The organism is Clostridium aquiflavi (assembly GCF_031344075.1).
GTDB classification, from domain to species: Bacteria; Bacillota; Clostridia; order Clostridiales; family Clostridiaceae; genus Clostridium; species Clostridium aquiflavi.
In genome coordinates this window covers 76,828-100,191 of the sequence record NZ_JAVJAN010000006.1, presented here as the reverse complement: position 1 = coordinate 100,191, position 23,364 = coordinate 76,828, and the positions used below count along the sequence as shown (strand labels likewise).

Annotated in this window: 22 protein-coding genes, 1 riboswitch and 1 other annotated feature; of the genes, 4 read left to right on the top strand and 18 right to left on the bottom strand. The window is 28.6% G+C overall.

From position 1 onward, the window contains the following. Window positions 1-107: 107 nt before the first annotated feature. Window positions 108-2,213 carry an anaerobic ribonucleoside triphosphate reductase gene (locus RGC78_RS03345; protein ID WP_252215660.1) on the bottom strand — a complete coding sequence of 702 codons (2,106 nt, stop codon included), beginning with the start codon at window positions 2,211-2,213 and terminating at the stop codon, window positions 108-110. A 298-nt stretch (window positions 2,214-2,511) separates the two neighbouring features. Between RGC78_RS03345 and RGC78_RS03340 the strand changes: the two genes are divergently transcribed. The 4 genes from RGC78_RS03340 (at window position 2,512) to thiT (ending at window position 5,150) form a co-directional block, all read left to right on the top strand. Continuing rightward, a complete protein-coding gene (locus tag RGC78_RS03340) occupies window positions 2,512-3,360 on the top strand; it encodes a DegV family protein (RefSeq protein ID WP_252215661.1) in 849 nt (282 codons plus the stop codon). Between the two features lies 1 nt (window position 3,361). Continuing rightward, window positions 3,362-3,814 (top strand): PadR family transcriptional regulator, encoded by a 453-nt coding sequence (locus RGC78_RS03335; protein ID WP_252215662.1) that lies wholly within the window; start codon window positions 3,362-3,364, stop codon window positions 3,812-3,814. 199 nt (window positions 3,815-4,013) lie between these two features. Next, entirely contained in the window at window positions 4,014-4,220 is a 207-nt protein-coding gene (locus RGC78_RS03330; RefSeq protein ID WP_252215664.1) for a hypothetical protein, read from the top strand. A 24-nt stretch (window positions 4,221-4,244) separates the two neighbouring features. Then, a riboswitch (TPP riboswitch) is annotated at window positions 4,245-4,347 on the top strand. A 122-nt stretch (window positions 4,348-4,469) separates the two neighbouring features. Then, window positions 4,470-5,150 (top strand): energy-coupled thiamine transporter ThiT, encoded by a 681-nt coding sequence (gene thiT / locus RGC78_RS03325; protein WP_252215667.1) that lies wholly within the window; start codon window positions 4,470-4,472, stop codon window positions 5,148-5,150. A gap of 181 nt (window positions 5,151-5,331) precedes the next feature. On the opposite strand, the gene RGC78_RS03320 is transcribed toward thiT, so the two are convergent. The 17 genes from RGC78_RS03320 to RGC78_RS03240 form a co-directional block, all read right to left on the bottom strand. After that, window positions 5,332-5,520: a ferredoxin gene (locus RGC78_RS03320; protein ID WP_252215669.1), complete on the bottom strand. Its 189-nt coding sequence runs from the start codon at window positions 5,518-5,520 to the stop codon at window positions 5,332-5,334. 66 nt (window positions 5,521-5,586) lie between these two features. Continuing rightward, window positions 5,587-6,429 (bottom strand): Mrp/NBP35 family ATP-binding protein, encoded by an 843-nt coding sequence (locus RGC78_RS03315; protein ID WP_252215673.1) that lies wholly within the window; start codon window positions 6,427-6,429, stop codon window positions 5,587-5,589. Between the two features lie 15 nt (window positions 6,430-6,444). Next, window positions 6,445-7,278, bottom strand: a complete 834-nt coding sequence (locus RGC78_RS03310; protein WP_252215674.1) for a YhfM domain-containing protein — start codon at window positions 7,276-7,278, stop codon at window positions 6,445-6,447. A gap of 1 nt (window position 7,279) precedes the next feature. After that, window positions 7,280-8,038: a prolipoprotein diacylglyceryl transferase gene (locus RGC78_RS03305; protein ID WP_252215677.1), complete on the bottom strand. Its 759-nt coding sequence runs from the start codon at window positions 8,036-8,038 to the stop codon at window positions 7,280-7,282. A gap of 97 nt (window positions 8,039-8,135) precedes the next feature. Further along, window positions 8,136-8,705, bottom strand: a complete 570-nt coding sequence (locus RGC78_RS03300) for a hypothetical protein (protein ID WP_252215679.1) — start codon at window positions 8,703-8,705, stop codon at window positions 8,136-8,138. Between the two features lie 10 nt (window positions 8,706-8,715). Further along, window positions 8,716-10,227 carry a DUF7922 domain-containing protein gene (locus RGC78_RS03295; protein WP_309556040.1) on the bottom strand — a complete coding sequence of 504 codons (1,512 nt, stop codon included), beginning with the start codon at window positions 10,225-10,227 and terminating at the stop codon, window positions 8,716-8,718. Window positions 10,228-10,413: 186 nt separating this feature from the next. Further along, window positions 10,414-11,265, bottom strand: a complete 852-nt coding sequence (gene rsmA / locus RGC78_RS03290) for a 16S rRNA (adenine(1518)-N(6)/adenine(1519)-N(6))-dimethyltransferase RsmA (protein WP_252215683.1) — start codon at window positions 11,263-11,265, stop codon at window positions 10,414-10,416. Then, window positions 11,266-11,823, bottom strand: coding sequence for a ribonuclease M5 (rnmV, locus tag RGC78_RS03285; RefSeq protein ID WP_252215878.1), 558 nt, complete (start codon window positions 11,821-11,823; stop codon window positions 11,266-11,268). It lies immediately after the preceding gene. Between the two features lie 117 nt (window positions 11,824-11,940). Beyond that, window positions 11,941-12,987 (bottom strand): resuscitation-promoting factor, encoded by a 1,047-nt coding sequence (locus tag RGC78_RS03280; RefSeq protein WP_309556037.1) that lies wholly within the window; start codon window positions 12,985-12,987, stop codon window positions 11,941-11,943. Between the two features lie 278 nt (window positions 12,988-13,265). Further along, the gene (locus RGC78_RS03275) at window positions 13,266-14,051 is read right to left on the bottom strand and encodes a TatD family hydrolase (protein ID WP_252229525.1); all 786 of its coding nucleotides are present in this window, start codon (window positions 14,049-14,051) and stop codon (window positions 13,266-13,268) included. 228 nt (window positions 14,052-14,279) lie between these two features. After that, window positions 14,280-16,217 (bottom strand): methionine--tRNA ligase, encoded by a 1,938-nt coding sequence (metG, locus tag RGC78_RS03270; RefSeq protein WP_252215690.1) that lies wholly within the window; start codon window positions 16,215-16,217, stop codon window positions 14,280-14,282. 178 nt (window positions 16,218-16,395) lie between these two features. Then, window positions 16,396-16,633: a binding site (T-box leader), on the bottom strand. A gap of 95 nt (window positions 16,634-16,728) precedes the next feature. After that, on the bottom strand, window positions 16,729-17,118 hold the full coding sequence (gene dhaM / locus RGC78_RS03265; protein WP_252215692.1) for a dihydroxyacetone kinase phosphoryl donor subunit DhaM: 390 nt from the start codon (window positions 17,116-17,118) through the stop codon (window positions 16,729-16,731). 2 nt (window positions 17,119-17,120) lie between these two features. After that, on the bottom strand, window positions 17,121-17,759 hold the full coding sequence (gene dhaL / locus RGC78_RS03260) for a dihydroxyacetone kinase subunit DhaL (protein ID WP_252215694.1): 639 nt from the start codon (window positions 17,757-17,759) through the stop codon (window positions 17,121-17,123). Window positions 17,760-17,786: 27 nt separating this feature from the next. Next, the gene (gene dhaK / locus RGC78_RS03255) at window positions 17,787-18,782 is read right to left on the bottom strand and encodes a dihydroxyacetone kinase subunit DhaK (RefSeq protein WP_252215696.1); all 996 of its coding nucleotides are present in this window, start codon (window positions 18,780-18,782) and stop codon (window positions 17,787-17,789) included. Between the two features lie 97 nt (window positions 18,783-18,879). Continuing rightward, the gene (locus tag RGC78_RS03250; protein WP_252215697.1) at window positions 18,880-19,584 is read right to left on the bottom strand and encodes an MIP/aquaporin family protein; all 705 of its coding nucleotides are present in this window, start codon (window positions 19,582-19,584) and stop codon (window positions 18,880-18,882) included. 400 nt (window positions 19,585-19,984) lie between these two features. After that, window positions 19,985-21,391: a sigma-54 interaction domain-containing protein gene (locus RGC78_RS03245; protein WP_252215699.1), complete on the bottom strand. Its 1,407-nt coding sequence runs from the start codon at window positions 21,389-21,391 to the stop codon at window positions 19,985-19,987. Between the two features lie 158 nt (window positions 21,392-21,549). Further along, on the bottom strand, window positions 21,550-23,325 hold the full coding sequence (locus RGC78_RS03240) for an aminopeptidase P family protein (RefSeq protein ID WP_252215879.1): 1,776 nt from the start codon (window positions 23,323-23,325) through the stop codon (window positions 21,550-21,552). Between the last annotated feature and the right edge of the window lie 39 nt (window positions 23,326-23,364).

Below are 23,364 nucleotides of genomic sequence, written 5' to 3'. Positions count from 1 at the left end.
AGCAAGCTAAAATGGGACTATACTCATTTTAGCATTCCTAAGTTCAATTACTCAGTCCACTTTGCTTATGCATATATCAACACCCTGCTAAAACAGAGCCTAATTTTTTAATAATGTTTCTTATGACTTTCTAAATGAGATATTCTATCTGCTCTTTCTTGATACTTTCCTGGACCAAATCTCTCATCTAAACTTAAATATCCTGTTACTCTACTTACACCTTGTATATCAGTACTATCACAAGTTGGACATTTACTTTCGTTACTGTGTAAATAAGTTCCACAATCTTTACAATATCTTATATGGAAATTTACTCCCATATAACTTATATTAGTGTTTTTATATGCATAACTTATTATATCCATAATAACATCTTCAGTTGGGAAATCATCAACTTCTATATAAGTTATATGTCCTCCATTACAAAGTTTATGATATGGAGCTTCTATATCAATTTTATCCTTAATTGATATGGCATGCCCTACTGGTACATGATAACTATTTGTATAGTATTCTTTATCAGTAATACCTTTTATCATTCCAAATGTTTTTTGATCTTGCTTTATAAATTTACCTGATAATCCTTCAGCAGGAGTTGCATAACAGCTCCAATTTAAACTATATTCTTCTGTTAATCTATCGCAATACTCTCTTATATGACCAATTATCTTTAATCCTAATTCTCTTGCTTCTTCAGTTTCTCCATGATGACTACCTATTAATGCTGTTAATGTCTCAGCAAGACCTATAAATCCGATACCCCAAGTTCCTTGTTTTAATATAGGTTCAATAGAATCTTCTGGCTTTAAATTTTCTGAACCCACCATTAAATTTTGACCTGCTATAAATGGTAAATCTTTAACCTTTAGATTCTTTAATACATTATATCTATGCAATAAAGATTCCTTAGATAAAGATAATCTAGCATCTAAAATTTTAAAGAACTTATCTACATCACCTTTAGCTTGTAATCCTATTCTAGGTAAATTAATTGTAGTAGGAGCTATATTTCCTCTTCCTTTACATCCTGGTTCTCCATTTACATTTTTCATAAGATAAGTTCTACATCCCATAGTAGCTGGAACATATCCTTTATCATAATATTCTTTATTGAAATCTGCATCAATGTTCATAAAAGTAGGATTCATTCTTTTAGCTGCTACTCTACAAGCTAATTTATATAAATAATAGTACGGATCATTTTCTTCTCTATTAACCCCTTCTTTTACTCTAAAAATTATGTTAGGGAAAATAGGTTGTTCTCCTTTACCTAATCCTCTTTCATATTCTAAAAGAAATACTTCACAAACTAATGCTGCATCATCATTAGTTGGTATTCCTATATTTACAGAACTAAAAGGTACTTGTGATCCAGCTCTACTATGCATAGTATTTAAATTATAAATAACACCTTGCATTGCTTGATGAACTCTTTTTCTTAAAGTTTTCTCTATAAGTCTGTTCATCTTTTCTTTTGGAATATCTAATTCTTCTAATTCTTTTTTTATCTCGTCTCTTGTTGGAGGAATAAAAACTGCCAAATCATTATCAAAGTCTGGATGAGATTGCCCCCCAAACATATCATTTTGAGTAGATTGTAATAATATGCATGATAATTCTGCAGCTGTCTCTATTCTCTTAGGTGCATTTATTGTTCCATATCCTGTATTAAAACCATTAATTAGAATTTCTTTAGTAGGTATATGAAGACAATTAGTAGTTAAATTATAACTATCTAAATCATGATAATAAAGATCACCTGTTTCGTGAGCTTTTGATAAATGTTTGGGCATAGTAGATAAATTATGCCATTTATTAGATTCAGAAGCTATTCTTAATAACTTAGAACTAAAATTGTTTCCTACATTCGCATTATCTCTATCAGTTTCAACACCTATTTTTTCTATTGCTTTCATTAAATCTGACTTTATGTCTCTTACTCTTGTTCTTTCTCTTCTATATGATGAATATGCAAAAGCTATATTTTTATCCTCTTCACCTAAAGCTTTCTCAACCAAATTTTGAATTGCTTCTACTGTAATTTTTTCTTTTTTCGTATCTTCTATATAAGTAATCACCTTTTGTACAGTTTCCAAAACTTGGCTTTCTCTTAAAGTAACCCCAATTTCTAGCGCAGCACCTTTAATCGCTTGAGAAATCTTCTCTCCGTTAAACTCAACCGTTCTTCCATCTCTTTTTACAACATATAGCATTTTGCTTACCTCCACAACACAATATATAGTACTTTAATAATACTGTACTATTATACTTGATTAAATATGCGTTAGCAATACCGTTAATGTTTAGTTTTATTGGTGATATTTTTTAATTATTAGTGAATATATCTTTTTATCTCTATATTTGGTTAAATTTTAAGGTTGTTTTCAATTTGACTTCTTATAATTAACATTATACAAGAACTTATCACTATTGATAACTATATCACTATTGATATAGTTATCAATAGTGATATAATTAATAAATAGAATATATTACTAGGAGGAATTTTTAGTGGATAAAATTGCATTACTAACTGACAGTGCATCCGATATATGTACTGAGGACCTAAATAAATATAATATAAAATTATTACCTTTTAAAATTATCTTTTCTGATAAAGAATATGATGATAAATTGGAAATAACTTCTGATGTTCTTTATGAATTACTTCCTAGAGAAATTCCAAAAACATCATTACCAAGTATCGAAAGACTTAACAACACTCTTAATCAATTAATTGCTGAAGGATATACACATGCAATTATAGTAACATTATCAAGTGAATTTTCAGGAACATATAATTCAATGAGATTAGCATGTGAAAGCTTTGAAGGTATAGAAACCTTTGTATATGATTCAAAAAGTTTAAGTATGGCAGAAGGTGTAATAGTATTAGAAGCCGCAAAACTTATTGAAGAAGGAAAATCATTTGATGAGATAGTAAAGATAATTCCTAAACTAAGATCTAATATAGATATATATTTTACTATAGATACTTTAGAATATCTAAAAAAAGGTGGAAGAATAGGTAGAGTTGCTGGAACTATCGGGGACGTTCTTAACTTAAAGCCTGTTATAACAATAGATAACAATGGTTGCTTCCATACTTACTGTAAAGCTCGTGGTAAAAAGCAATCTGCATCAAAATTATTAAAAGTCGCTAAATCTTATACCGAGAATAATAAATGTAAATTCTGGGTTATGGATGGTAATGCACTGGATGATGCAAAAGCATTATGTGAAAATATTAAGAGTTTAAATAATGTAATAGAATGTAATTTAGGGTATAGTATAGGACCTGCACTTGGAGTTCATACTGGACCTGGTCTTTTTGGATTCATTGTTGAAAAGGTAGATTAATATGTCTGACTTTAATTTTTCTCATATAGATGATATAAAAAATGAAGAAAAAAGATTATACCAAGAATATAAGAGTAAAATTTCTGAATTAAAAAAAGTTAAGAAAGAAAAGGAAGCTGTAGGGCAAGTATTTACCAAAGGTCTTTTGCCTATATATGTTTTATATATATTATCATTAAATCCCACAAACGGAAATGAAATTTCAAATCAAATAGGTATAAGAACTAATAACAAATGGATTCCTAGTACTGGTGGAATATACCCCCTACTAAAAAAGTTAGAAAAAGAAGCTCTTATTGTTGGAATATGGGATGATCCCAATAAAAAATTTCAAAAAATATATCATTTAACTCCAAAAGGAAAAATAGAATATGAACATAAGAAAAAACTTCTAAAACCTAAAATCGAAGAATCCTTAGAAGTATTTAAAATAATTTATAATGACCTTTACTAATTTTGTGCCTTGTTTTAAAATAGTTTATATTTTAAAGCAAGGCACTTTTTAGTTAAACTATACTTTTACAGAGTGTTTATATCTATATAAGAACAGCTGGAAAGAGTAATTAAATTTAACATCACAAAATTCCTTAATTCTATTAATGTATATTTATTTAAATAATACTAAAAATACTATTAAAGGATGGTGTTAATTTATGAAAGGCTTTATTATTGATTCAACTTATAAAGAAGATATTGTAATAGATAAAAATAATATTAATTCTACAGTGCCATGTAATAATATTCCTAATAATTCATTAAATGGTTCTAAAATCCATTTAAATGATGTTTCATCAAGTTATATCACTCATTATAATAAAGACAATAAATATAACCCATATAACGTAGTTGACTACCTATAGTTATATGGGTAAAATAAATATATATTATAGTGCTAGGGGAGCCTTTGTGCTGAGATTTGATTTATTTCATAAACCCTCGGAACCTGATCCAGTTAATTCTGGCGTAGGAAAGTATAACCGCTTAATATATATTTATTATACTAATAAACACTAAAAGTCTTTTAGTATATTTTATTGTTCTATTTGAATAATAAAAATTTATATTTATTGGTTAACAATCTCCTAAGCACAATTAAGGAGGTTTTTTTTATGAATATTTTTAACGATTGGGCGAAACAAATTTCGAAATTGTACAGTCATTTGCCCGAAAATGTACAAACTATTATTTCTAATCCATTATCACTTATTACTTTATTAGGGTGTATTGCTATACTAGTTGTATTAGTAAAAGCAAAAAAAATTAAATTTACACCTCAATTAATTGCTAGAATCGGTATAGCCTTAGCATTGGCAACAATTCTAAAAATTCTTAGAATTTATCATTTTCCACAAGGCGGAAGTATAACCTTTGGTAGTATGGTTCCTATTTTGCTAATTGCATTTATGTATGGACCACAAGTTGGATTCCTAACTGGATTCCTTTATGGAATGATCACTTTAGTTATGGATCCTTATATTCTACATCCTGTTCAAGTATTATTTGATTATCCATTACCATTCCTATGTTTAGGTATCGCTGGATTTTTTCCAAATAAAAAGTATTTAGGCGTAACACTCGCAGTGTTAGGCAGGTTTATATGCCACTTTATATCTGGAGTTGCTTTCTTTGGATCTTTTGCACCTGAAGGAATGTCTCCAGCATTATATTCTCTATCAGTAAATGCTCCTATAATCGGAATAGAAGGAGTCATTTGTTTAGTTATAGTTGCTGCTCTTCCTATGGCAAGAATAATTTCAGTCGTATCAGATAATAATAGAGTAACAACATAGATTAAATATTATAACAATATATTTTTCATTTTTATAATAGGCTATGTTTTAGCAGAGTGTTGATATATGCATAAGCAAAGTGGACTGAGTAAATTAAATTCTGTAATATATAATACTAAATGTGATTAATAGATATAAAAAAATGTGGTGTTAAAAATTTAATTTTTAACACCACATTTTTTTATTCTACTGAGATTGCATTAACCGGACAACTTGTTTCTGCTTCTTTTGCAGAATCTTGGTATGCACTTGGTACCTCTTCAACTATAGAACCAGCTTTTCCATCGTCTTGCATATCAAAACATTCTGGACATATTGATGGGCATAAGCCACATCCTATACAAGTATCTTTATCTACTTTTGCTTTCAAAAAACTCACCCTTTCATTATAAAATTACATTTATAGTATTTCCATAAGAAAGATGAGTTATGTATATTAATATAAAGCTTCAAATATTAATGAATATAAATCATTATCTATAACGTAAGCTTCTGCTTTACCTTTTTCTAGAGCCTCTGTTAACTCTACATTTATAGGTAATTCACCTATTAAAGGTAATCCTAAATATTCTGCATGTTCATCAGAAGATTTTGTACTAAATACTCTTATCTTCTTATCGCAGTCTGGGCAAGTAATATATGCCATATTTTCAACTACGCCTCTAATTTTTATTCCTATCTTTTGAGCCATTATAACTAGCTTTTTAACAATCATTGATACCATGTCTTGTGGAGTTGATACTATTATTACCTCAGTAATAGGGAATTCTTGCATTACTGTAAGAGCTATATCACCAGTTCCTGGTGGCATATCTATAAGTAAATAATCTAATTCTTCCCAATTAGTTTCCATAAACATTTGCTTTAATACTCCTGTAATTACAGGTCCTCTCCATATAACTGGATCTTCTTCAACTGCTGTTAAAAGATTCATAGATATAACTTTTATTCCTGAATCAGTAATTACAGGTTCAAACTTTACCATATCATTTTCTAATGGAATTATCTTTCCTCTTTTTTCATTAATGCCAAAAAATCTAGGCATAGATGGTCCTGTTATATCTGCATCTAAAACTCCTACTTTATATCCTTTTTTAGCTAAAGTAGTTGCCATTATTCCTGTAACGGTAGACTTTCCTACTCCACCTTTTCCACTAATAACGCCTATTACATTTTTAATTTTTCCATATGTAGGTATGATTTTAGGTATAGAATTTTCACATCCTTGACCTTTTGATCCACATGAATCTTTACTTGGACAATTGTCACAGCTTCCCATTATTTGTTCCTCCTCTTACCACTCATTTGGCATTTTATTCACTTCTCCAATATCGATATCCCAATTTCTAAAATTATATTCTGCTGATATATAATAAGTATTGAAAACTTTATCCTTTTTATTATCAACGGTAATCATAGTTTTAAAAATGGTACTATTATATCCTCTGTTTTTAACTTTAATTATTGTATCAAATTCATTAGAATTGTTTTTAACAAGTTTAGCATTTGGAATGACTTTATCAATATTTTTTTCAAATTGTTTCAAATCTGTTGAAAGTATGTATTTTAAACAATCAATATCACCACTTATATCTATTCCTACTTTATTAGAAGCATCTATTTTAGATTTTTCAGATTCCAATACTGCTAAAATAGTTTGATAATATACATATTCAAAATTTCTTGGTTTTCTTACAAAAGATAAGTTTTGTATTATTGTATCATCTAAACGGTTTGAAATTGAAAAACATTCTTCATCATTAAAGAAATTTCCTTTTCCTCTTTCATCAGCACCAACTATATAGTCATACTTTTTAACCTCATCTCCCATGCAAATTTCAAAATAATAATCTGCATCTAATGAGCTTCGTTCAGATACTTTTTTACCATTTGACAATAATTTGTACATATCATTTATTGCATTAGGCTCAGTAATTATAAATCTAAATCCAGTATCTCTAGCACTTTGAATTACAATTTTATCCACTTTGCTTTGATTTACATATTCGAAATTATTGTTTTTAATCCCTAGTGTGATGGCTAATTTATCGTAAGTACTGCATCCAACCAAAATAGAAGTAATAGTAATTAGAGTTAGAAGCAATATAAAAATTTTTTTCTTAAACAACTTATTTCTTCGCTCCCTTAAAAAATTTATGAAAATTAAAAATAGCTAATCCAAGAATTAATGTAAATACAGCTATAAATTGAGATGTTGATAATAACCCAACATTCCCCCTTGGATCATTTCTAAAAAATTCTACCATAAATCTTCCTATACTATATATTATCAAGTACATAGAAACTACTTTACCTGATTTCTTTTCTTTTTTAGAATAATATAACAAGAAAAATCCTAGTAAAAAATCAAAAATTGATGAGTAAATTTGAGTTGGATGTACATGAATACCTGCTGGTGCAAGTGAATTTATTGGAAACTCTACCCCTATTGGAAGATTAGTTTCTTTTCCATAACAGCATCCAGCTAAAAAACATCCTATACGTCCAAATCCTTGTGCAATAGCTAACCCTGGTGCAACTAAATCTAAAATCTTAAGTACTTTCCAGTTCTTACTTTTACAATATAAATATATTGTTAATGCACCCAGTATTAATGCTCCATACACAACAAATCCATAACCAAAATTCAACAATATACTTGGATCTTCTAATATACTTTTAAATTCAGTTACAATAAAAAGTAGTTTACCCCCTACTACTCCTCCGATTACAGTTAAAATAATTAGATTTAATAAGGAATCTTCATCATATCCTTTTTCTCTTCCTTTTTTTAAAAGCAAAGATGCTGCCACAAGTATTCCTATAGCAATCATTAAACCGTAACTTTTTATTTCTAGACCAAACGCCTTAAATAAAATTATTTTCATGCGTATCTCCTTAAAATATTTAAGTATCATAGATGAATTCTTAATCCCTCCATGATACTTAAATTATAATACTTATACATATTAATATCAAATTTTATTAACTTTGTATGTTTATCCTAGATATTATAGTATTAAAAACAGTTTTTACATTTTCCTTATAATCGTCTTCTTTTACATTAAATAAAACTTTTATAATTTTACCATCATTACTATTTAAATAATAACAACTATTTTCAAATGTATAACCCTTTTTTACTTTAGTTTTATATTGAGATAAAACTCCTGATGTTTCTTCTAATTTAAAAGGCATTATTTGCTCATTTTTATATGATAAAGGTAAATTTTTCAAGTCACTTTCTGCAAAATTCCCAAGATCAATTTGAGTATTTATAACCTCTAAGTATCCAGTGATTTTATCATTTTTATCTTTAAAATTTGCCTTATAACTAATATACTGTCCTTGGCTTTCCTTTTCCGATACGCTCCATTCACTTGGTAATGAAAATATATATCTTCCCTCATCAAAATTATAATCCTTAAATTCGTTTATCCCATTTTCTACAAGAGCAACTTCTGTAAATGTTTCTTTAAAAAACGATTGTGTTACACCTAACACTATCATTAATGAAAGTAAAATGGACAATATTAGTATTTGCTTTTTATTCATATTGCCTCTTCTACTTCATAGGAACTACAACTGTTGAGTTTTGGAAATCATAGAACATAAGCCAATAGCCAGAGCTTCTAGTATCGTTATGTGCCCATGTAACATATCCTGTTTTGCCCTCATATGGTTGTTCTGAAAGATCTTTACTTCCTGGTATTGCATAAACAATATGAGTCAATTCTCCTACAGAATTACACTTATATCCTAATAGAAAATACTTAGTTTTACTTATATAAGGATAATAATTTAACATCGGATAATATACTAATGTATATTTGTTGTAATCTGATATATTAAATAAATCATCAATTCTATTTATAGGTACCTTATACCATTTACAATTTTTAATACCATCTAATCCTTCATGATATTCTTCAAATCCTTGTGCAATTTTTTCAAAGTATTCACCAATTTTGCCTTTTATATTAAAGCTATTTGATGACTCCATCTTTAACTTTTCAATATCTTTTTCATATTGTTCAAAATCAGCACCATCAATTCTAGTATTTTCTTCTATTCTTCTGTGATTTACTGTCTTTGTACAATAAGATTCGTCATTTAACTCATCAATAATTTTTTTGCATTTTTCAGTTTCGCTAAAATTATATTTATCTTTCTTTGTTTTCTCTTCTTCATTCTTCTTTTCTTTTTTATATTCTTTTTTATGTTCTTCTTTTACTACTTCACACTTATCCTTGCATTTTTCTTCACACTTTTCTTCACATTTCTTTTCACATTTTTCTTCACAGACATCTTCACATTTCTTTTCGCATTTTTCTTCACAGACATCTTCGCATTTCTTTTCGCATTTTTCTTTGTATTTCTTTTCGCACTTATCTTCACAGGCATCTTCACATTTTTCTTTGTACTTCTTATTTTTATTGCGATTATCATCTTCGTTGCATTCAAAATCCATATCTATATTTATCTTATCAGAATTGTTTATAGACTCTTTCTTTTCACTACCTTTATCTTTCATATTTGGGGTAGTATCTGATTTTATAGACACTTTACTTCCAGTATCTTCTGGTTTTATAATTGTTTTACTTCTAGTATCATTGGTGGTTATTTTCTCTGAAGCATCATCTTCTTTTACAACTTTAAGCTTTTTCCAATTTTCTTTTGGTTCTTCTCCATTGATGAAGCCATACATCATAAAGGCAACTTCTCCTGAATTTGCTTTACAAATAGCAGCGCCATTTATTTTTTCATAAGATATGCCTAAACCAGCTATGTTATTTATATAGTATTCTTTACTTGTATCTCCTTTTCCAACATCATTTATTTTTAGAGACCCCAAATCAATTAATTGTTTCATGTCCTTTTTACAACAGATAAGTACTACAGAATAATCTTCTTCTTGTTTCAGATTTTGAGCATAAAAAGATATTTTACACTTATCTCCCTTTGCTTCCACTTTAGCATAGCCAGACAAAGCTTTTTCGGTAGACTCTGAGTTGATTTTTTCATCTTGCTGTAAAATTATAAAATTTCTATATAATTTATTATGTGCCACTACCATAATCCCTCCACATATATTTATTCAATAAAGTATATGCTTTTATTGATAGATTATGATTAAATACTATAATGCTAGATCGTCTTTTAATTAAATATTTATATTTATCTATGAGCTTTTATACTCAAAAATCAACACTAATTTTAAATTAAGGCTCTGCTAAAACATAGCCTAAATTAAATATATAATTTAATTATTTTTTCTAAGATCATATATGCTATCTGCTAAAGCTGCAAATTCTTCAATAGTTAATGTTTCCGCTCTTCTTTTCGGATCTATATTGCAAGAATCAAAAGCTTTTTGTAAATTTTCTTTCGAAAGACCTATTAACTTAGTAGCATTCCACAAAGTCTTTCTTCTCATATTAAAACCTGATCTAACTATATCAAATAAAAGTTTTTTATCTTGTACGTTAACTCTTGGTTCATTTAATCTGTCTAATCTTATAACTATAGAATCAACCTTAGGTCTTGGCATAAAACTTTCCGGTGATACTTTTCTTATAATTTTAGTATTACAATAATACTGAACCAAAACAGATAATGCTCCGTATTCTTTACAATTAGGTTCCGCATTTATTCTTTCAGCCACTTCTTTTTGTATCATTATAGTTAAAGATTCAAACTTATGATTTTCCTTAAGTAACTTTACTATTATAGGTGTTGTAACATAATAAGGAAGGTTTGCAACTAGTTTAACATGTTCTTCATCTTTCATTATTTCATTAAAGTCTACTTTTAAAGCATCATTATGTATTAATTCAAATTTATCATATTCACCTAATTCTTGTTGTAAAATAGGAATCAAGTCATTATCTAATTCTATACAAGTTACTCTCTTAGCTTTTTGCAATAACTTAGCTGTTAAAGTACCTACTCCCGGACCTATTTCTATAACAAAATCATTTTCATTAACGTCTGCTCCATCTACTATATCTCTAAGAACAGAATCATCTAATAAAAAGTTTTGACCTAAACTTTTTGAAAACCTAAAATTATATTTTTTAACCAATTCTTTAGTTTTTATATCCATTAAATCCATCTATTTTATCCCTACTTCCAATTGTTTTTCTATTTTTTCTATAGCGTCTGCAAATTCCTCTTTTGTTATTCCATAATTATTTAATCTAGAAATCATTTGAGCTGTATTACAATATCCTATACCTAAAATTTTACCAAGCATACTTCTTCTTACTTTAGATGTTGAGTCATTTGTTAATTTAAAGTAAAACATATCTTGCATAGTAAAAAAGTTTCTTTTTTCCTCAACAGTTATTTTAGCTGTTTCGAGTGCTTTTAATATTACTTCAGGACAAGCATTTTCCACCCCTATATCTCCATCTTTAAGACCATCTTCTTTAGAAATATACGCATGCTTTATTCCTTCTACTCTTTTAGAAATAATTCTTCTTATCTTTTCACCAGCAAAATCTGGATCAGTAAGAACTATTACACCTTTTCTCTTTTGAGCTTCTTTTATTCTCTCTATAACCTTAGCATTTATTCCAAATCCACCTACTGCTATTATTTCAGCATCTAATGCTTTTTTAACAGCATCAACATCGTCTCTTCCTTCAACCACAATTACTTCTTTAATCAATCTTATACTTCCTTTCATTACTGCATGATTAATATACCTACTAATAATAGTATATCAAACTTCAAATTATTTAAATAAAAAAAAGAGATAACTAACATGTTATCTCCTAAAAATCAACTACCATTCTCCTTGATAAGCTACTATGAATAAATTGACGGGTCTTCTTCCCCATTTTATACATTCATTTGATGAATCTAAGTATAAATCAATTATATTTCCTTTTATTGCACCACCAGTATCAGCTGCAATGGCGTATCCATATCCTTCAACATAAACTTTACTTCCTAAAGGAATAACTGATGGGTCAACAGCGATTGTACTTAATCCATTAGAATTTCTAACAGGTCTTCTGCCTGTAGCTGTAGTACTATGTCCACTATATGCAGTTGCAACAACAGATAATTTTTTCTTATATGCTATATTACCTGCTCCCCTACTTGCATATACATTGCCTGTCCCTTTTACAACAATCTTATTTACAGGTTCAGCAATAACTTTAGTACTTTTTACTTCTTTAGAAATCTCTTGACCATCTTTAATAATAACTTTATATGTTATTTGTTTTTCTCCATTAGTTCCTTCACTCTTAACTTGTTGAACGCTACTATCAAGACTTGAATCTTTTTGTACCACTGTATCGAAGTTTATTTTTTCCTTTTCTACAATGTCTTTAGTCTCTACCTTAACAATCTTAACGTCTAAGTTTTGTTCTATTCCTGTATCTAAAGAAGGTAATACTTCATCTGTTCCTTCTTCAAATTCTACACCTTGCTCTTTTAGTACGTCTGATTCTGTTTGTAGCATATCTCCAATAGTATCTTCTGCTGTTTCTAATGTTACAACTTTATCACTAAAAGTAATATTTACTGGAATAGCTTTCTTAATTGTAATTAATTCTTTTTCAGATACTATAGAATCCAATGATGGTTCTATCTTATCTTTTTCTGCCAATTCTATTCCATTATCTTGTAACACATCTTTCACAGTCCATTTATACGTGACAAAATTTTCTTCTTTTCCGTCTATACTTATAGTAAGTGTTTTCCTTACACTCATTAATGTCGCTGTAATAACAATCGCCACAGCAATTGTTGTTATTATGATTTTTGCCTTCGGACCGTTAGAAAAACTTTTCTTAAAATAATCTTTTAATTTTTCTACCATTGATTTCCCTCCTTTGGCAAGAGCGTATACTGAATTATATCCTAAAGACTTAATCTTGTCAAATTTGATAATCTCTTGCACCTTATAAACCCCTGTAATAATGCACTTTTGCATAATTTTTTTAAAATAATTAAATATAATAATTATAATAGCGATATTTATGGGTTTTTTATATCAATGTTGTTGAATTAAAAAATTATAAATTGTTTATGAATTATCTTAGAAATTAAATGAAAAACAAGATTATTTTTCTAAAATACTACAATCAATATTTTACCTTATTTTTCCTTTTTAATCAAGCTATAAAAATTCTCATTAAATCTCATATTCAATTCATATGGATCGATTTCTCTTATATGAGCTATTTTTTTTATTATATATTCTATATAGTCTGATTTGTTTCTTTTTCCTCTATTAGGCTCCGGCGCCATATACGGACAATCAGTTTCCACTAACATTCTATTTAACGGTATTTCCTTTGCAACCTCAACAACTTTTTTTGCATTTTTAAATGTTACAACACCTGTAAATCCTATATAATACCCTAACTTAATACATTCCTTTGCAAATTCAACACTTCCAGAAAAGCAATGTACAACACCTGTTACATCTGGAAATTCTTTTATTATTTCTAATGTATCTTGATGCGCATCTCTGTCATGAATTATTACTGGCAAATTAAGTTCTTTAGCTAAATTCATTTGCTTTCTAAATACTTCCTTTTGAATTTCTTTTGATGGGTTTTCATCCCAATAATAATCTAATCCAATTTCTCCTATAGCTACTATTTTGTCATTAGATTTTATATATTCTTTAATTTCATCTAACGTATTATCTTTAAATTCATTGGCATTTTCAGGATGTATTCCTAATGCTCCATATATAAAATCATACTCCTTAGTCAATTCATAAGTAGTTTTTAAGCTATTATAAGATGCTGCACAATTTAAGACTCTGACCACACCATTTTTTTGAATTTCCTCTAATACTTCTTTACGATCATTTTCAAAAGATTCATCATCATAGTGAGCATGACTATCTATTATTTTAAATATTTTTTCCATAACAGCATATCCTTTCAAATATTGAATATATCTCTTCCTTAATTTACTTTCAAATATTCAATGTTAAATTTTAAATTAATTTTAAATTGTCACAGATTTGACATATTCAAATAGTATATTTAAATTGTAAAGTAGTTAAAGCATTATTATTTACCCCTTTTAACCATTATATATTAATGGTTACGGAACACCTCACCCCCTAAATGAGGTGTTCCTTTTATTTTATATTTATCTAACTATACTTCCGCTTAAAATTTCACCTGGATCTACAATCTTTAATTCACTATCATCATCAGGTGCTGCACATAAAATCATACCTTGCGACAATTCTCCTCTAAGTTTTACAGGTTTTAAATTTGCAACTAAAACTACATTTTTACCTATTAATTCTTCTGGTTTGTAGTATTTAGCAATTCCTGACACCACTTGTCTTTCTTCGCCACCTAAATCAACCTTTAATTTTAAAAGTTTTTTAGCACCCTTTATTGGTTCACATGCTAATACCTTAACAACTCTTAAATCCACTTTTTCAAAATCATCAATTGTGATTTCTTCTTTTATAGGAGTTATTTCTCTTTTAGCTGGTGCTTGTGCTGCCTTTAATGCTTCTAACTCTTCAAGTTTCTTTTCTACATCTATTCTTGGGAATAAGTTTTCGCCTTTAACTACCTTAGTTCCAGCTTTTATTCCATCAAATGACTTTAAAGATTCCCATGATATTTCAGAAGTATTAATTTGTTCATTAATCTTCTTAGCTGTATCTGGTAAGAATGATGAAATCATTACTGAAGCAAATCTTAAACTTTCAATTAAGTTGTAAAGTACTGTTCCTAATCTAGACTTCTTACTTTCATCTTTAGCTAAAATCCAAGGAGTTGTTTCATCTATATACTTATTAGCTCTGCCTATTAATTCAAATATATGCTCTAGTGCTAAAGGAATGTTTAATTCATCAATAGCTTCTTGAACTTTGTTTGGAGCAGCTAATGCTAAGTTTATTAATTCTTCATCAAATTCTCCACTTTCAGCTTGTGGTTGAATTTCTCCTCCGAAGTATTTTTCAATCATTGCGACACTTCTTGATAAAAGGTTACCTAAATCGTTACAAAGATCTGAATTTATCTTTTTTATGAATATTTCATTGTTAAATAGACCATCTGCGCCAAATGGAATTTCTCTTAATAAGTAATATCTTACTGGATCTACTCCAAATTCGTTAACTAATACAACTGGATCTACAACATTACCTTTAGATTTTGACATCTTTCCACCATCAACAAGTAACCATCCATGACCAAATACTTGTTTTGGAAGTGGTAAATCTAATGCCATTAACATTATTGGCCAATATATTGTATGGAATCTTAATATATCTTTTCCTATTAAATGTACATCTGCTGGCCAGAATTTATCATATAATTCTTTATTATCTTGACCATATCCAAGTGCAGTAATATAGTTTGATAATGCATCTATCCATACATAAACAACATGGTTTTCATCAAATGTTACTGGAACACCCCAATCAAAGCTAGTTCTTGAAACACATAAGTCTTGAAGACCTGGTCTTAAGAAATTGTTTAACATTTCATTTTTTCTTGATTCTGGTTGAATGAAGTTTGGATTTTCTTCTATATACTTAATTAATCTATCAGCATATTTGCTCATCTTAAAGAAGTAAGCTTCTTCTTTTGATTTTTCAACTGGTCTGCCACAATCAGGACAATTTCCATTTACTAATTGAGTATCTGTCCAGAATGATTCACATGGAGTACAATACCAACCTTCATAAGAACTCTTATAAATATCCCCTTGATCATGTAATTTTTTAAATATATCTTGAACTGCTTTTACATGATAATCATCTGTAGTTCTAATAAATTTATCATAGCTTACATTCATCATGCTCCAAAGATCTTTAATACCTGCTACAATCTCATCTACATGTTCTATTGGAGTAATTCCTTTTTCTTCTGCTATTCTTTGGATTTTTTGACCATGCTCATCAGTACCTGTTAAGAACATTACATCATATCCTGTTAATCTTTTAAATCTTGCTAACGCATCAGCAGCTACTGTAGTATAAGTATTTCCTATATGTAGCTTCGTTGATGGGTAATAAATTGGTGTAGTTATATAATATGGTTTTTTACAATCTTTGCACATTTTAAATAATCCTCCTTATTTTAAACAATACTCTAGGTATTGTTTTTAGCATTTTTAATATAGTGTTGATATTTTAATAAAGTAGCTGAACCATGCTTTAATGTACAATACAATTAGCAGCTTATAATAGACAATTGTTATAAATCAAAAAAGTCTCTATATAGGTATATTAAACCTATATAGAGACGTATATACGTGTTACCACTCTACTTTTTATTTATTTCACAATAAATAACTCAATAGGTGACTATCATCACCTTGCATTATAACGGATGCTGCCGTAAATTCCTTAACAAATATTGCTCGGGAAATATGCTCCGAGGCCATCTTCATGAAAATTTCTTCTGCTAACTTTCACCATACATTAGCTCTCTTTAAAAATTCCTTTTCATTACTCTTCTCTTCATAGCATTTATATACTTATTATAATAGAATAAATATATTTTCCTGTCAAATAAAAAGCTGCATTATATTAAGTTTTTAACTTAATACAATACAGCTACTTTATATATTAAGAAATCTTATTCAAAGACATAGGTTTAAGTACTTCTTTAATTTCTGATAAAGATTTATCCATACTAGCTTCAACAGCTGCAGTAATTGCACCTTCTACTAAAGGAGCATCTATAATTTCTACATTTTCTCTAATGTTATCATCTAAAAATTCTATAGCCATTTCCGTGTTCATAAATGCACTACCTAAGTCAAATAATACAAGTACACCATTATCACTATAAACAGACTCTATTGCACTAGTTATCTTAGAAATATCTGTGCCTATTCGTCCATCACTAGTTCCACCTGCATCTACAATTGAAACTTCTGGCGCCATTTGAAGTGCAACTTCTCTAACACCTTTTGCTATAAAATTACTATGTGAAACAATTACTATACCAACCATAATTAATTCTCCTCTTTAGTTAATTCTTCTACTATAGTATTTAAGATTAAATACATTGAAGTAGCTCCTGCATCGATATGTCCTATACTTCTTTCTCCTACATAACTCGCTCTACCTTTAGTTGCAACTATATCTTTAGTATGTTCCATACCATTTTTAGCTGCCTCTTTAATTTCAAGTAATACTTCTTTAACAGATTTATTTTCTCCAATAGACTTTTTAGCTGCTTCAATTGATGGTGATAAAGTATCAATCATTGTTTTTTCCCCTTCTTGACCTTTACCTCTCATCTTTATTCCACCTAAAGCCTCTTCTAAAACTTTGATAAAATCATTTATGTCCATTTCACTTTTTTTATTGACTACCATAGCAGCTTTCATAAAAGCAGTTCCATATAACGGACCCGAAGCTCCTCCTACATTAGACACTAAAGCCATACCAGAGTTTTTAAATATATTTCCCAAATCATCTTCAGGTAAATCTTTTATTTTTTCAATAACAGCTTTAAAACCTTTGTTCATATTTAGACCATGATCACCATCGCCTATTGCTGCATCTAATTCACTTAAATATAATTTATTTTCTTCTATAACTTTTTCTACTTTTATTAGAATGTCTTTTACTTCCTTTACTGTTACCATAATTAACCCTCCTCTAATATGATGATACTAAATAACCTTAAATCCTGGAGTATCAGCTTTTGCATCAAGTAATTCTTTAAGTTCACTATCAAGTTTTAGTACTGAAACAGAACATCCTGCCATTTCTAGTGAAGTCATAAATTCTCCAACAAAAGTTTTATGAATACTTATTCCTTTATCTTTCAATAATTGATTTATTTTTTTATTTACAATATATAATTCCATATAAGGTGTTGATCCTAATCCATTTATCATAACAGCTACTTCATCACCACTTGAAATTTCTATATCTTCTAGAATTTTACCTAATAAATGTTCTGCAACCTGATCTGCAGTTGATATTTTTTCTCTATGAGTTCCTGGTTCTCCATGAATACCCATACCAATTTCTATTTCATCTTCTCCTAAAGTGAAGTTAGCTTTACCTGCTGCTGGTACTATACAAGATGATAAAGACATTCCCATACTTCTAACGTTTTCAATTACCTTTTCAGCAACACTTTTTACTTCTTCTAAATTTCCACCAGCTTCAGCCTTAGCTCCAGATAATTTATGAACAAATACTGTTCCTGCAATACCTCTTCTTCCAGCTGTATATAAACTATTTTCAACTGCTACATCATCATTAACTATAACTTGTTCTACCTTTATACCTTCCATTTCAGCCATTTCCTTTGCCATTTCAAAGTTCATAACATCTCCAGTATAATTTTTTATAACAAGAAGAACTCCATTTCCATTGTCAGTTGCTTTAATTGCTTCATACACTTGATCAGGAGTAGGTGATGTAAATACTTCTCCACAAACTGCGCCATCTAACATTCCGAAGCCAACATATCCTCCATGTGCTGGCTCATGTCCACTACCGCCACCACTAACTATTGCGACTTTATTTTCTGTTTTTTCACTTCTTACTAATACATTAGCATTATCCAATTTTTTTAAATACTCTGGATGTGCTGCCACAATACCTTCTAACATATCTGATAAAACATTATCTGGATTATTTATTAACTTCTTCATTATTAAACGCCTCCTAAATATATAATTTTAGGCCTTGCTAGAATTTATCCAGCAAGACCTTTGATTTTATTTTAACTTTATAATAATAGCTATTTAATTAAACAATTGCTTGCCATAAGAAAGCACCGATTAAACCACCAACTATTGGAGCTACTACTGGAATCCAAGAATATCCCCAGTCTGAATCTCTTTTGTCTGGTATAGGTAAAATAGCATGTGCTATTCTTGGTGATAAATCTCTACAAGGGTTAATTGCATATCCTGTAGGACCACCTAAACTTAAACCTATTACAAAGATTAATCCACCAACACATAATGTGTTAAGTCCTGGTGCCATTTGAACAGCGCCTAATCCTAATATACCAAATACTAACATGAATGTTCCAATAAGCTCACCCATGAAGTTTATTCCAGTATTTCTTATTACTGGAGCTGTACAAAATACTGCTAATTTGCCATCTTTGTCATCAGTTGCTTTAAATTGATCATAGTACATAATAAATACTAATATAGCTCCTAGGAAAGCTCCTAAGAATTCACCTGCAAAATATTCTGGAACCACTGACCATGGAATAGTTCCGATTGCAGCAAGTGCTACTGTTAATGCTGGATTAAAGTGAGCTCCACTGTATCCTCCAAACATTAATGCTGGAATAGCAACAGCTAGTGCCCAACCAGTTGTAATAACTATCCAACCTGCTCCTGTACCCTTTGAATCCTTTAAAACAACGTTTGCAACAACGCCATCTCCTAGAAGGATAAGTAACATTGACCCGATTAATTCAGCCATAAAAATTGACATAAATAATACCTCCCATTTTATAAATTATTTATTTACACTTATATTAGTAGCAATAATCATGCCAAAATATTCTAATTGTTACATTTAGGACAAACAGTACCTTTACACAATATTTCATCATTATATACATTGGTGTTTTTTCATAATATTGGTCAAAATTCCCAAGTGAAAACGTTTATATTGCGCTTTTTTACCAATAAATTATATTTTTTGCACTTATATTTATTCCAATAATCTGTATTTAAAATCTATTAATCGCACTTATTTCATATCATTAAAACTTTTTCTAACTAATACACTGCTAATATTATAACCTATCAATACTTTTATAGAAGATTTATTCTGAAATTGTTACAATATCTTTACAATTTTAATACATTTATGGTTCACAGATATAAATTTATTTTCTTCTCCAATTAACTGTTTTTTCTATTCCAAATTCCTTAGCCTTTGCTGCTATTGTCTTATGATTTAACCCTAATATTTTACCTGCTGCATTAAAACTACCATACTTTCTCAATGCTTTTTCTATTATCATCTTTTCATATGTTTTCATTGGCAATACTTCATCTAATTCTTGAATCGTATTTAAAATTTCATTTTTAGAAGATCCTCTAAAATCGTTCTCAGTAAATATTTTAATATTATTTTTACTTTCTTTTTGTGTTGCTTCATTTATATACAAAGGTATATCTTTTATAGTAATAATTTCACTTTCATTTAAAGCTAATATTCTTTCTATTACATTTTCTAACTCTCTGACATTACCATTCCATGAATAATTCATAAATATATTAATTACATCTTTTGAAAATTGCTTATGTTCTCCTGTTTTTTGAAATTTATTAATAAAATGATTAACTAACATAGGAATATCCTCTGATCTATCCTTTAAGCAAGGAATTAATACTGGAATAACATTTAATCTATAATATAAATCTTCTCTAAATTCACCTGACTTAACCATTTCTTCTAAATTTCTGTGTGTTGCTGCTATAACTCTAACATCCACCTTTATAGTTTCTTCCCCACCAACTCTTTGAAATTCTTTATATTGCAATACTCTTAAAATTTTAGCTTGAGTATTTTTATCCATTTCACCTATTTCATCAAGAAATATAGTTCCATTGTTCGCTAATTCAAATTTCCCTAATTTTCTTTTTATAGCACCAGTAAATGAACCTTTTTCATGTCCAAATAATTCACTTTCTATTAAATTTTCTGGTATAGCTGCACAATTAACGCGTACAAATGGGCCTTTTTTGCGATTACTTGCATTATGAATTCCTTCTGCAATCAATTCTTTACCAGTACCACTTTCCCCTCTGATAAGTACTGTTGCAGAACTTTTAGCTGATTTAGTCGCTAAATTTAATATATCTAAAATTTTATTACTTTTTCCTATAAATTTATTAAATGCCTTATCAGGTTTATTGGAAATACTAACCTCATTATCATTTAATTTATTGTTAATTACTAAACCATAAGTATTGTATATATTAATATCCTCTAAAAGATTATCTTCATTAATATAACTTTCTAATAACACTTCTATATTTTTAAATACTAATTCTAAGTCATTACTTCCATCTATTATTAAAGTTAATTCCTTCGCTTCTGATATGTTTAAAAGTATATAACCTAATATTATTGTAGCTGGAATTTCTCCTCTCTCTTTAATATCGAGAATTATTTTAACATTATATGTTTCTTCTAAATCAAAAATTTTTTTTATAATAAATACTACTACTTCAAAATCTAAATACTTTTTGTTATTGTCAATTTTTATTTTCCTAACAATTCTCATGCATACACCTCTAATCTATAAGTAATCTTTAAATATATTCTTTTGAAAATAAAAATACTATAACTCCTATTGTTACTGGAATTGAAATAATATCTAATTATATAAAGAAACTATTAAGTTAAAATTCACTTAATAGTTTCTTTTTTAACTATTTAAATTTATATTTCTCTAGTTGCATTCTTAAGAAAGTTCTTTTCTTCATCATTTAAATAATGACTTAACTTAGCATAAGTTTCTGCATGGTAATTATTTAACCATTTTTTTTCTGCTTCTGTTAATAATGATTCATCTATACCTTCTAAATCTATTGGACAATATGACATTACTTCGAATTTGTAAAATTCTCCACCATCATTGGTCTCTATGTCATTAGCTACTAACATTACATTTTCAGTACGTATTCCATGCTTTCCTTCTTTATATACTCCTGGTTCATTTGTTAATATCATTCCGGGTTCTAAAACTACAGTGTTAGGGACTGGTCTTATTGATTGTGGTCCTTCATGAACACTTAGGAAAAATCCTACTCCATGTCCTGTTCCACATTTATAATCCATACCTTCATCCCATAAAATAGTTCTTGCTAATACATCCAAGTTTGAACCTGTTGTTCCTTTTAAGAATTTTGCTTTCATAAGATTTATATGAGATTTTAAAACTAAAGTAAAATCTTTTTTTTCTTCATCTGTTAGTTTTCCTAAAATAAAGCTTCTAGTTATATCTGTAGTTCCATCTAAATATTGTCCACCAGAATCAACCAAAAGTATTCCTTCTGGTTTTAATTCATAAGCACTTTCCTTTGTAGCTGAATAATGCATCATAGCTGCATGTTCTTTATATCCTGCAATAGTTCCAAAACTTTCTTCTACAAAAAGATCACCTTTGCTTCTTAATTCTAATAACTTCTCCGATACAGTAAGTTCTGTTATGTTTTCTTTTCCTACATTTTCTTTAAGCCATTTTAAAAATCTAACCATAGCTACACCATCTTTTATTTGGCATTTTCTAAGATTTTCTATTTCAACACTATTTTTTATAGCCTTTAATTTTGTTGTTATATTTTCTTCTTCTATTACTTTTACATCATCATTTATTAATGTATATATATAAGCACTTACTTTATTAGAATCTACTATAACGCTATCTTTTATTTCTTTAGCATTTTCAAATATTTTATTATATTCTTCTACCTTAATACCTTCATTGTTTAACTTTATTTCATCTTCATTTGATAGTTTATTTTTATCTATATATAATGTAGCTTTTTCTTCACTCACTATTGCATAAGCTAATGCAACTGGAGTATCTTTTACATCATTTCCTCTTATATTGTAAAGCCAAGCAATGTCATCTAATGAAGATATAATATATGAATCTCCACCAATTCTTTTCATTTCAGCTCTAACTTCTTGAATCTTTTCTTTTGCTGATTTACCACAATATTTTACATCATGTAAAAAAGCTTTTTCTTTAGGTAGTTGTGGTTTATCAGTCCATATTTCTTGAATCAAGTCTTTGTCCATCACTATATTTATATCTTTTTTATCTTTTATTTTCTTAAATTCTTTATATTCATTTATAGAAAATAGTCTTCCATCAAAACTCAAGGTTTCTCCTGATTTCATATTCTCCATTAACCATTCATTTAATGTTGGCCATCCTGGTATTCTCATTTTATATAATTCAATTCCTGAATCTTTTAATTGTTGCTCAGCTTGAATAAAATATCTACCATCCGTCCAAAGAATTCCTTTTTCTCTTCCTATTAAAGCTGTTCCTGCTGAGCCAGTAAATCCTGTTATGTATGCTCTTGATTTAAAATGTTCAGCTACGTATTCGCTTTGGTGAAAATCACCACTAGGAACTACATAGTAATCTATATTTTCATTTTTCATTATTTCTCTTAATTTTTGTATTTTTTCAAAAGTTCTCATATAATTCATTACCTTTCTCTAAATAATTTAACCCATATT

Bases quoted from the DNA above. Each gene is read 5' to 3' on its own strand.
- RGC78_RS03240 (WP_252215879.1), bottom strand. From the start codon at position 23,325: ATGAGAACTTTTGAAAAAATACAAAAATTAAGAGAAATAATGAAAAAT.
- RGC78_RS03315 (WP_252215673.1), bottom strand. From the start codon at position 6,429: ATGGGAAGCTGTGACAATTGTCCAAGTAAAGATTCATGTGGATCAAAA.
- RGC78_RS03300 (WP_252215679.1), bottom strand. From the start codon at position 8,705: ATGAATAAAAAGCAAATACTAATATTGTCCATTTTACTTTCATTAATG.
- RGC78_RS03250 (WP_252215697.1), bottom strand. From the start codon at position 19,584: ATGTCAATTTTTATGGCTGAATTAATCGGGTCAATGTTACTTATCCTT.
- dhaL (WP_252215694.1), bottom strand. From the start codon at position 17,759: ATGGTAACAGTAAAGGAAGTAAAAGACATTCTAATAAAAGTAGAAAAA.
- RGC78_RS03330 (WP_252215664.1), top strand. From the start codon at position 4,014: ATGAAAGGCTTTATTATTGATTCAACTTATAAAGAAGATATTGTAATA.
- RGC78_RS03345 (WP_252215660.1), bottom strand. From the start codon at position 2,213: ATGCTATATGTTGTAAAAAGAGATGGAAGAACGGTTGAGTTTAACGGA.
- RGC78_RS03275 (WP_252229525.1), bottom strand. From the start codon at position 14,051: ATGGAAAAAATATTTAAAATAATAGATAGTCATGCTCACTATGATGAT.
- rsmA (WP_252215683.1), bottom strand. From the start codon at position 11,265: ATGGATTTAATGGATATAAAAACTAAAGAATTGGTTAAAAAATATAAT.
- thiT (WP_252215667.1), top strand. From the start codon at position 4,470: ATGAATATTTTTAACGATTGGGCGAAACAAATTTCGAAATTGTACAGT.
- RGC78_RS03295 (WP_309556040.1), bottom strand. From the start codon at position 10,227: ATGGTAGTGGCACATAATAAATTATATAGAAATTTTATAATTTTACAG.
- metG (WP_252215690.1), bottom strand. From the start codon at position 16,217: ATGTGCAAAGATTGTAAAAAACCATATTATATAACTACACCAATTTAT.
- dhaK (WP_252215696.1), bottom strand. From the start codon at position 18,782: ATGAAGAAGTTAATAAATAATCCAGATAATGTTTTATCAGATATGTTA.
- RGC78_RS03305 (WP_252215677.1), bottom strand. From the start codon at position 8,038: ATGAAAATAATTTTATTTAAGGCGTTTGGTCTAGAAATAAAAAGTTAC.
- dhaM (WP_252215692.1), bottom strand. From the start codon at position 17,118: ATGGTTGGTATAGTAATTGTTTCACATAGTAATTTTATAGCAAAAGGT.
- RGC78_RS03245 (WP_252215699.1), bottom strand. From the start codon at position 21,391: ATGAGAATTGTTAGGAAAATAAAAATTGACAATAACAAAAAGTATTTA.
- RGC78_RS03280 (WP_309556037.1), bottom strand. From the start codon at position 12,987: ATGGTAGAAAAATTAAAAGATTATTTTAAGAAAAGTTTTTCTAACGGT.
- RGC78_RS03335 (WP_252215662.1), top strand. From the start codon at position 3,362: ATGTCTGACTTTAATTTTTCTCATATAGATGATATAAAAAATGAAGAA.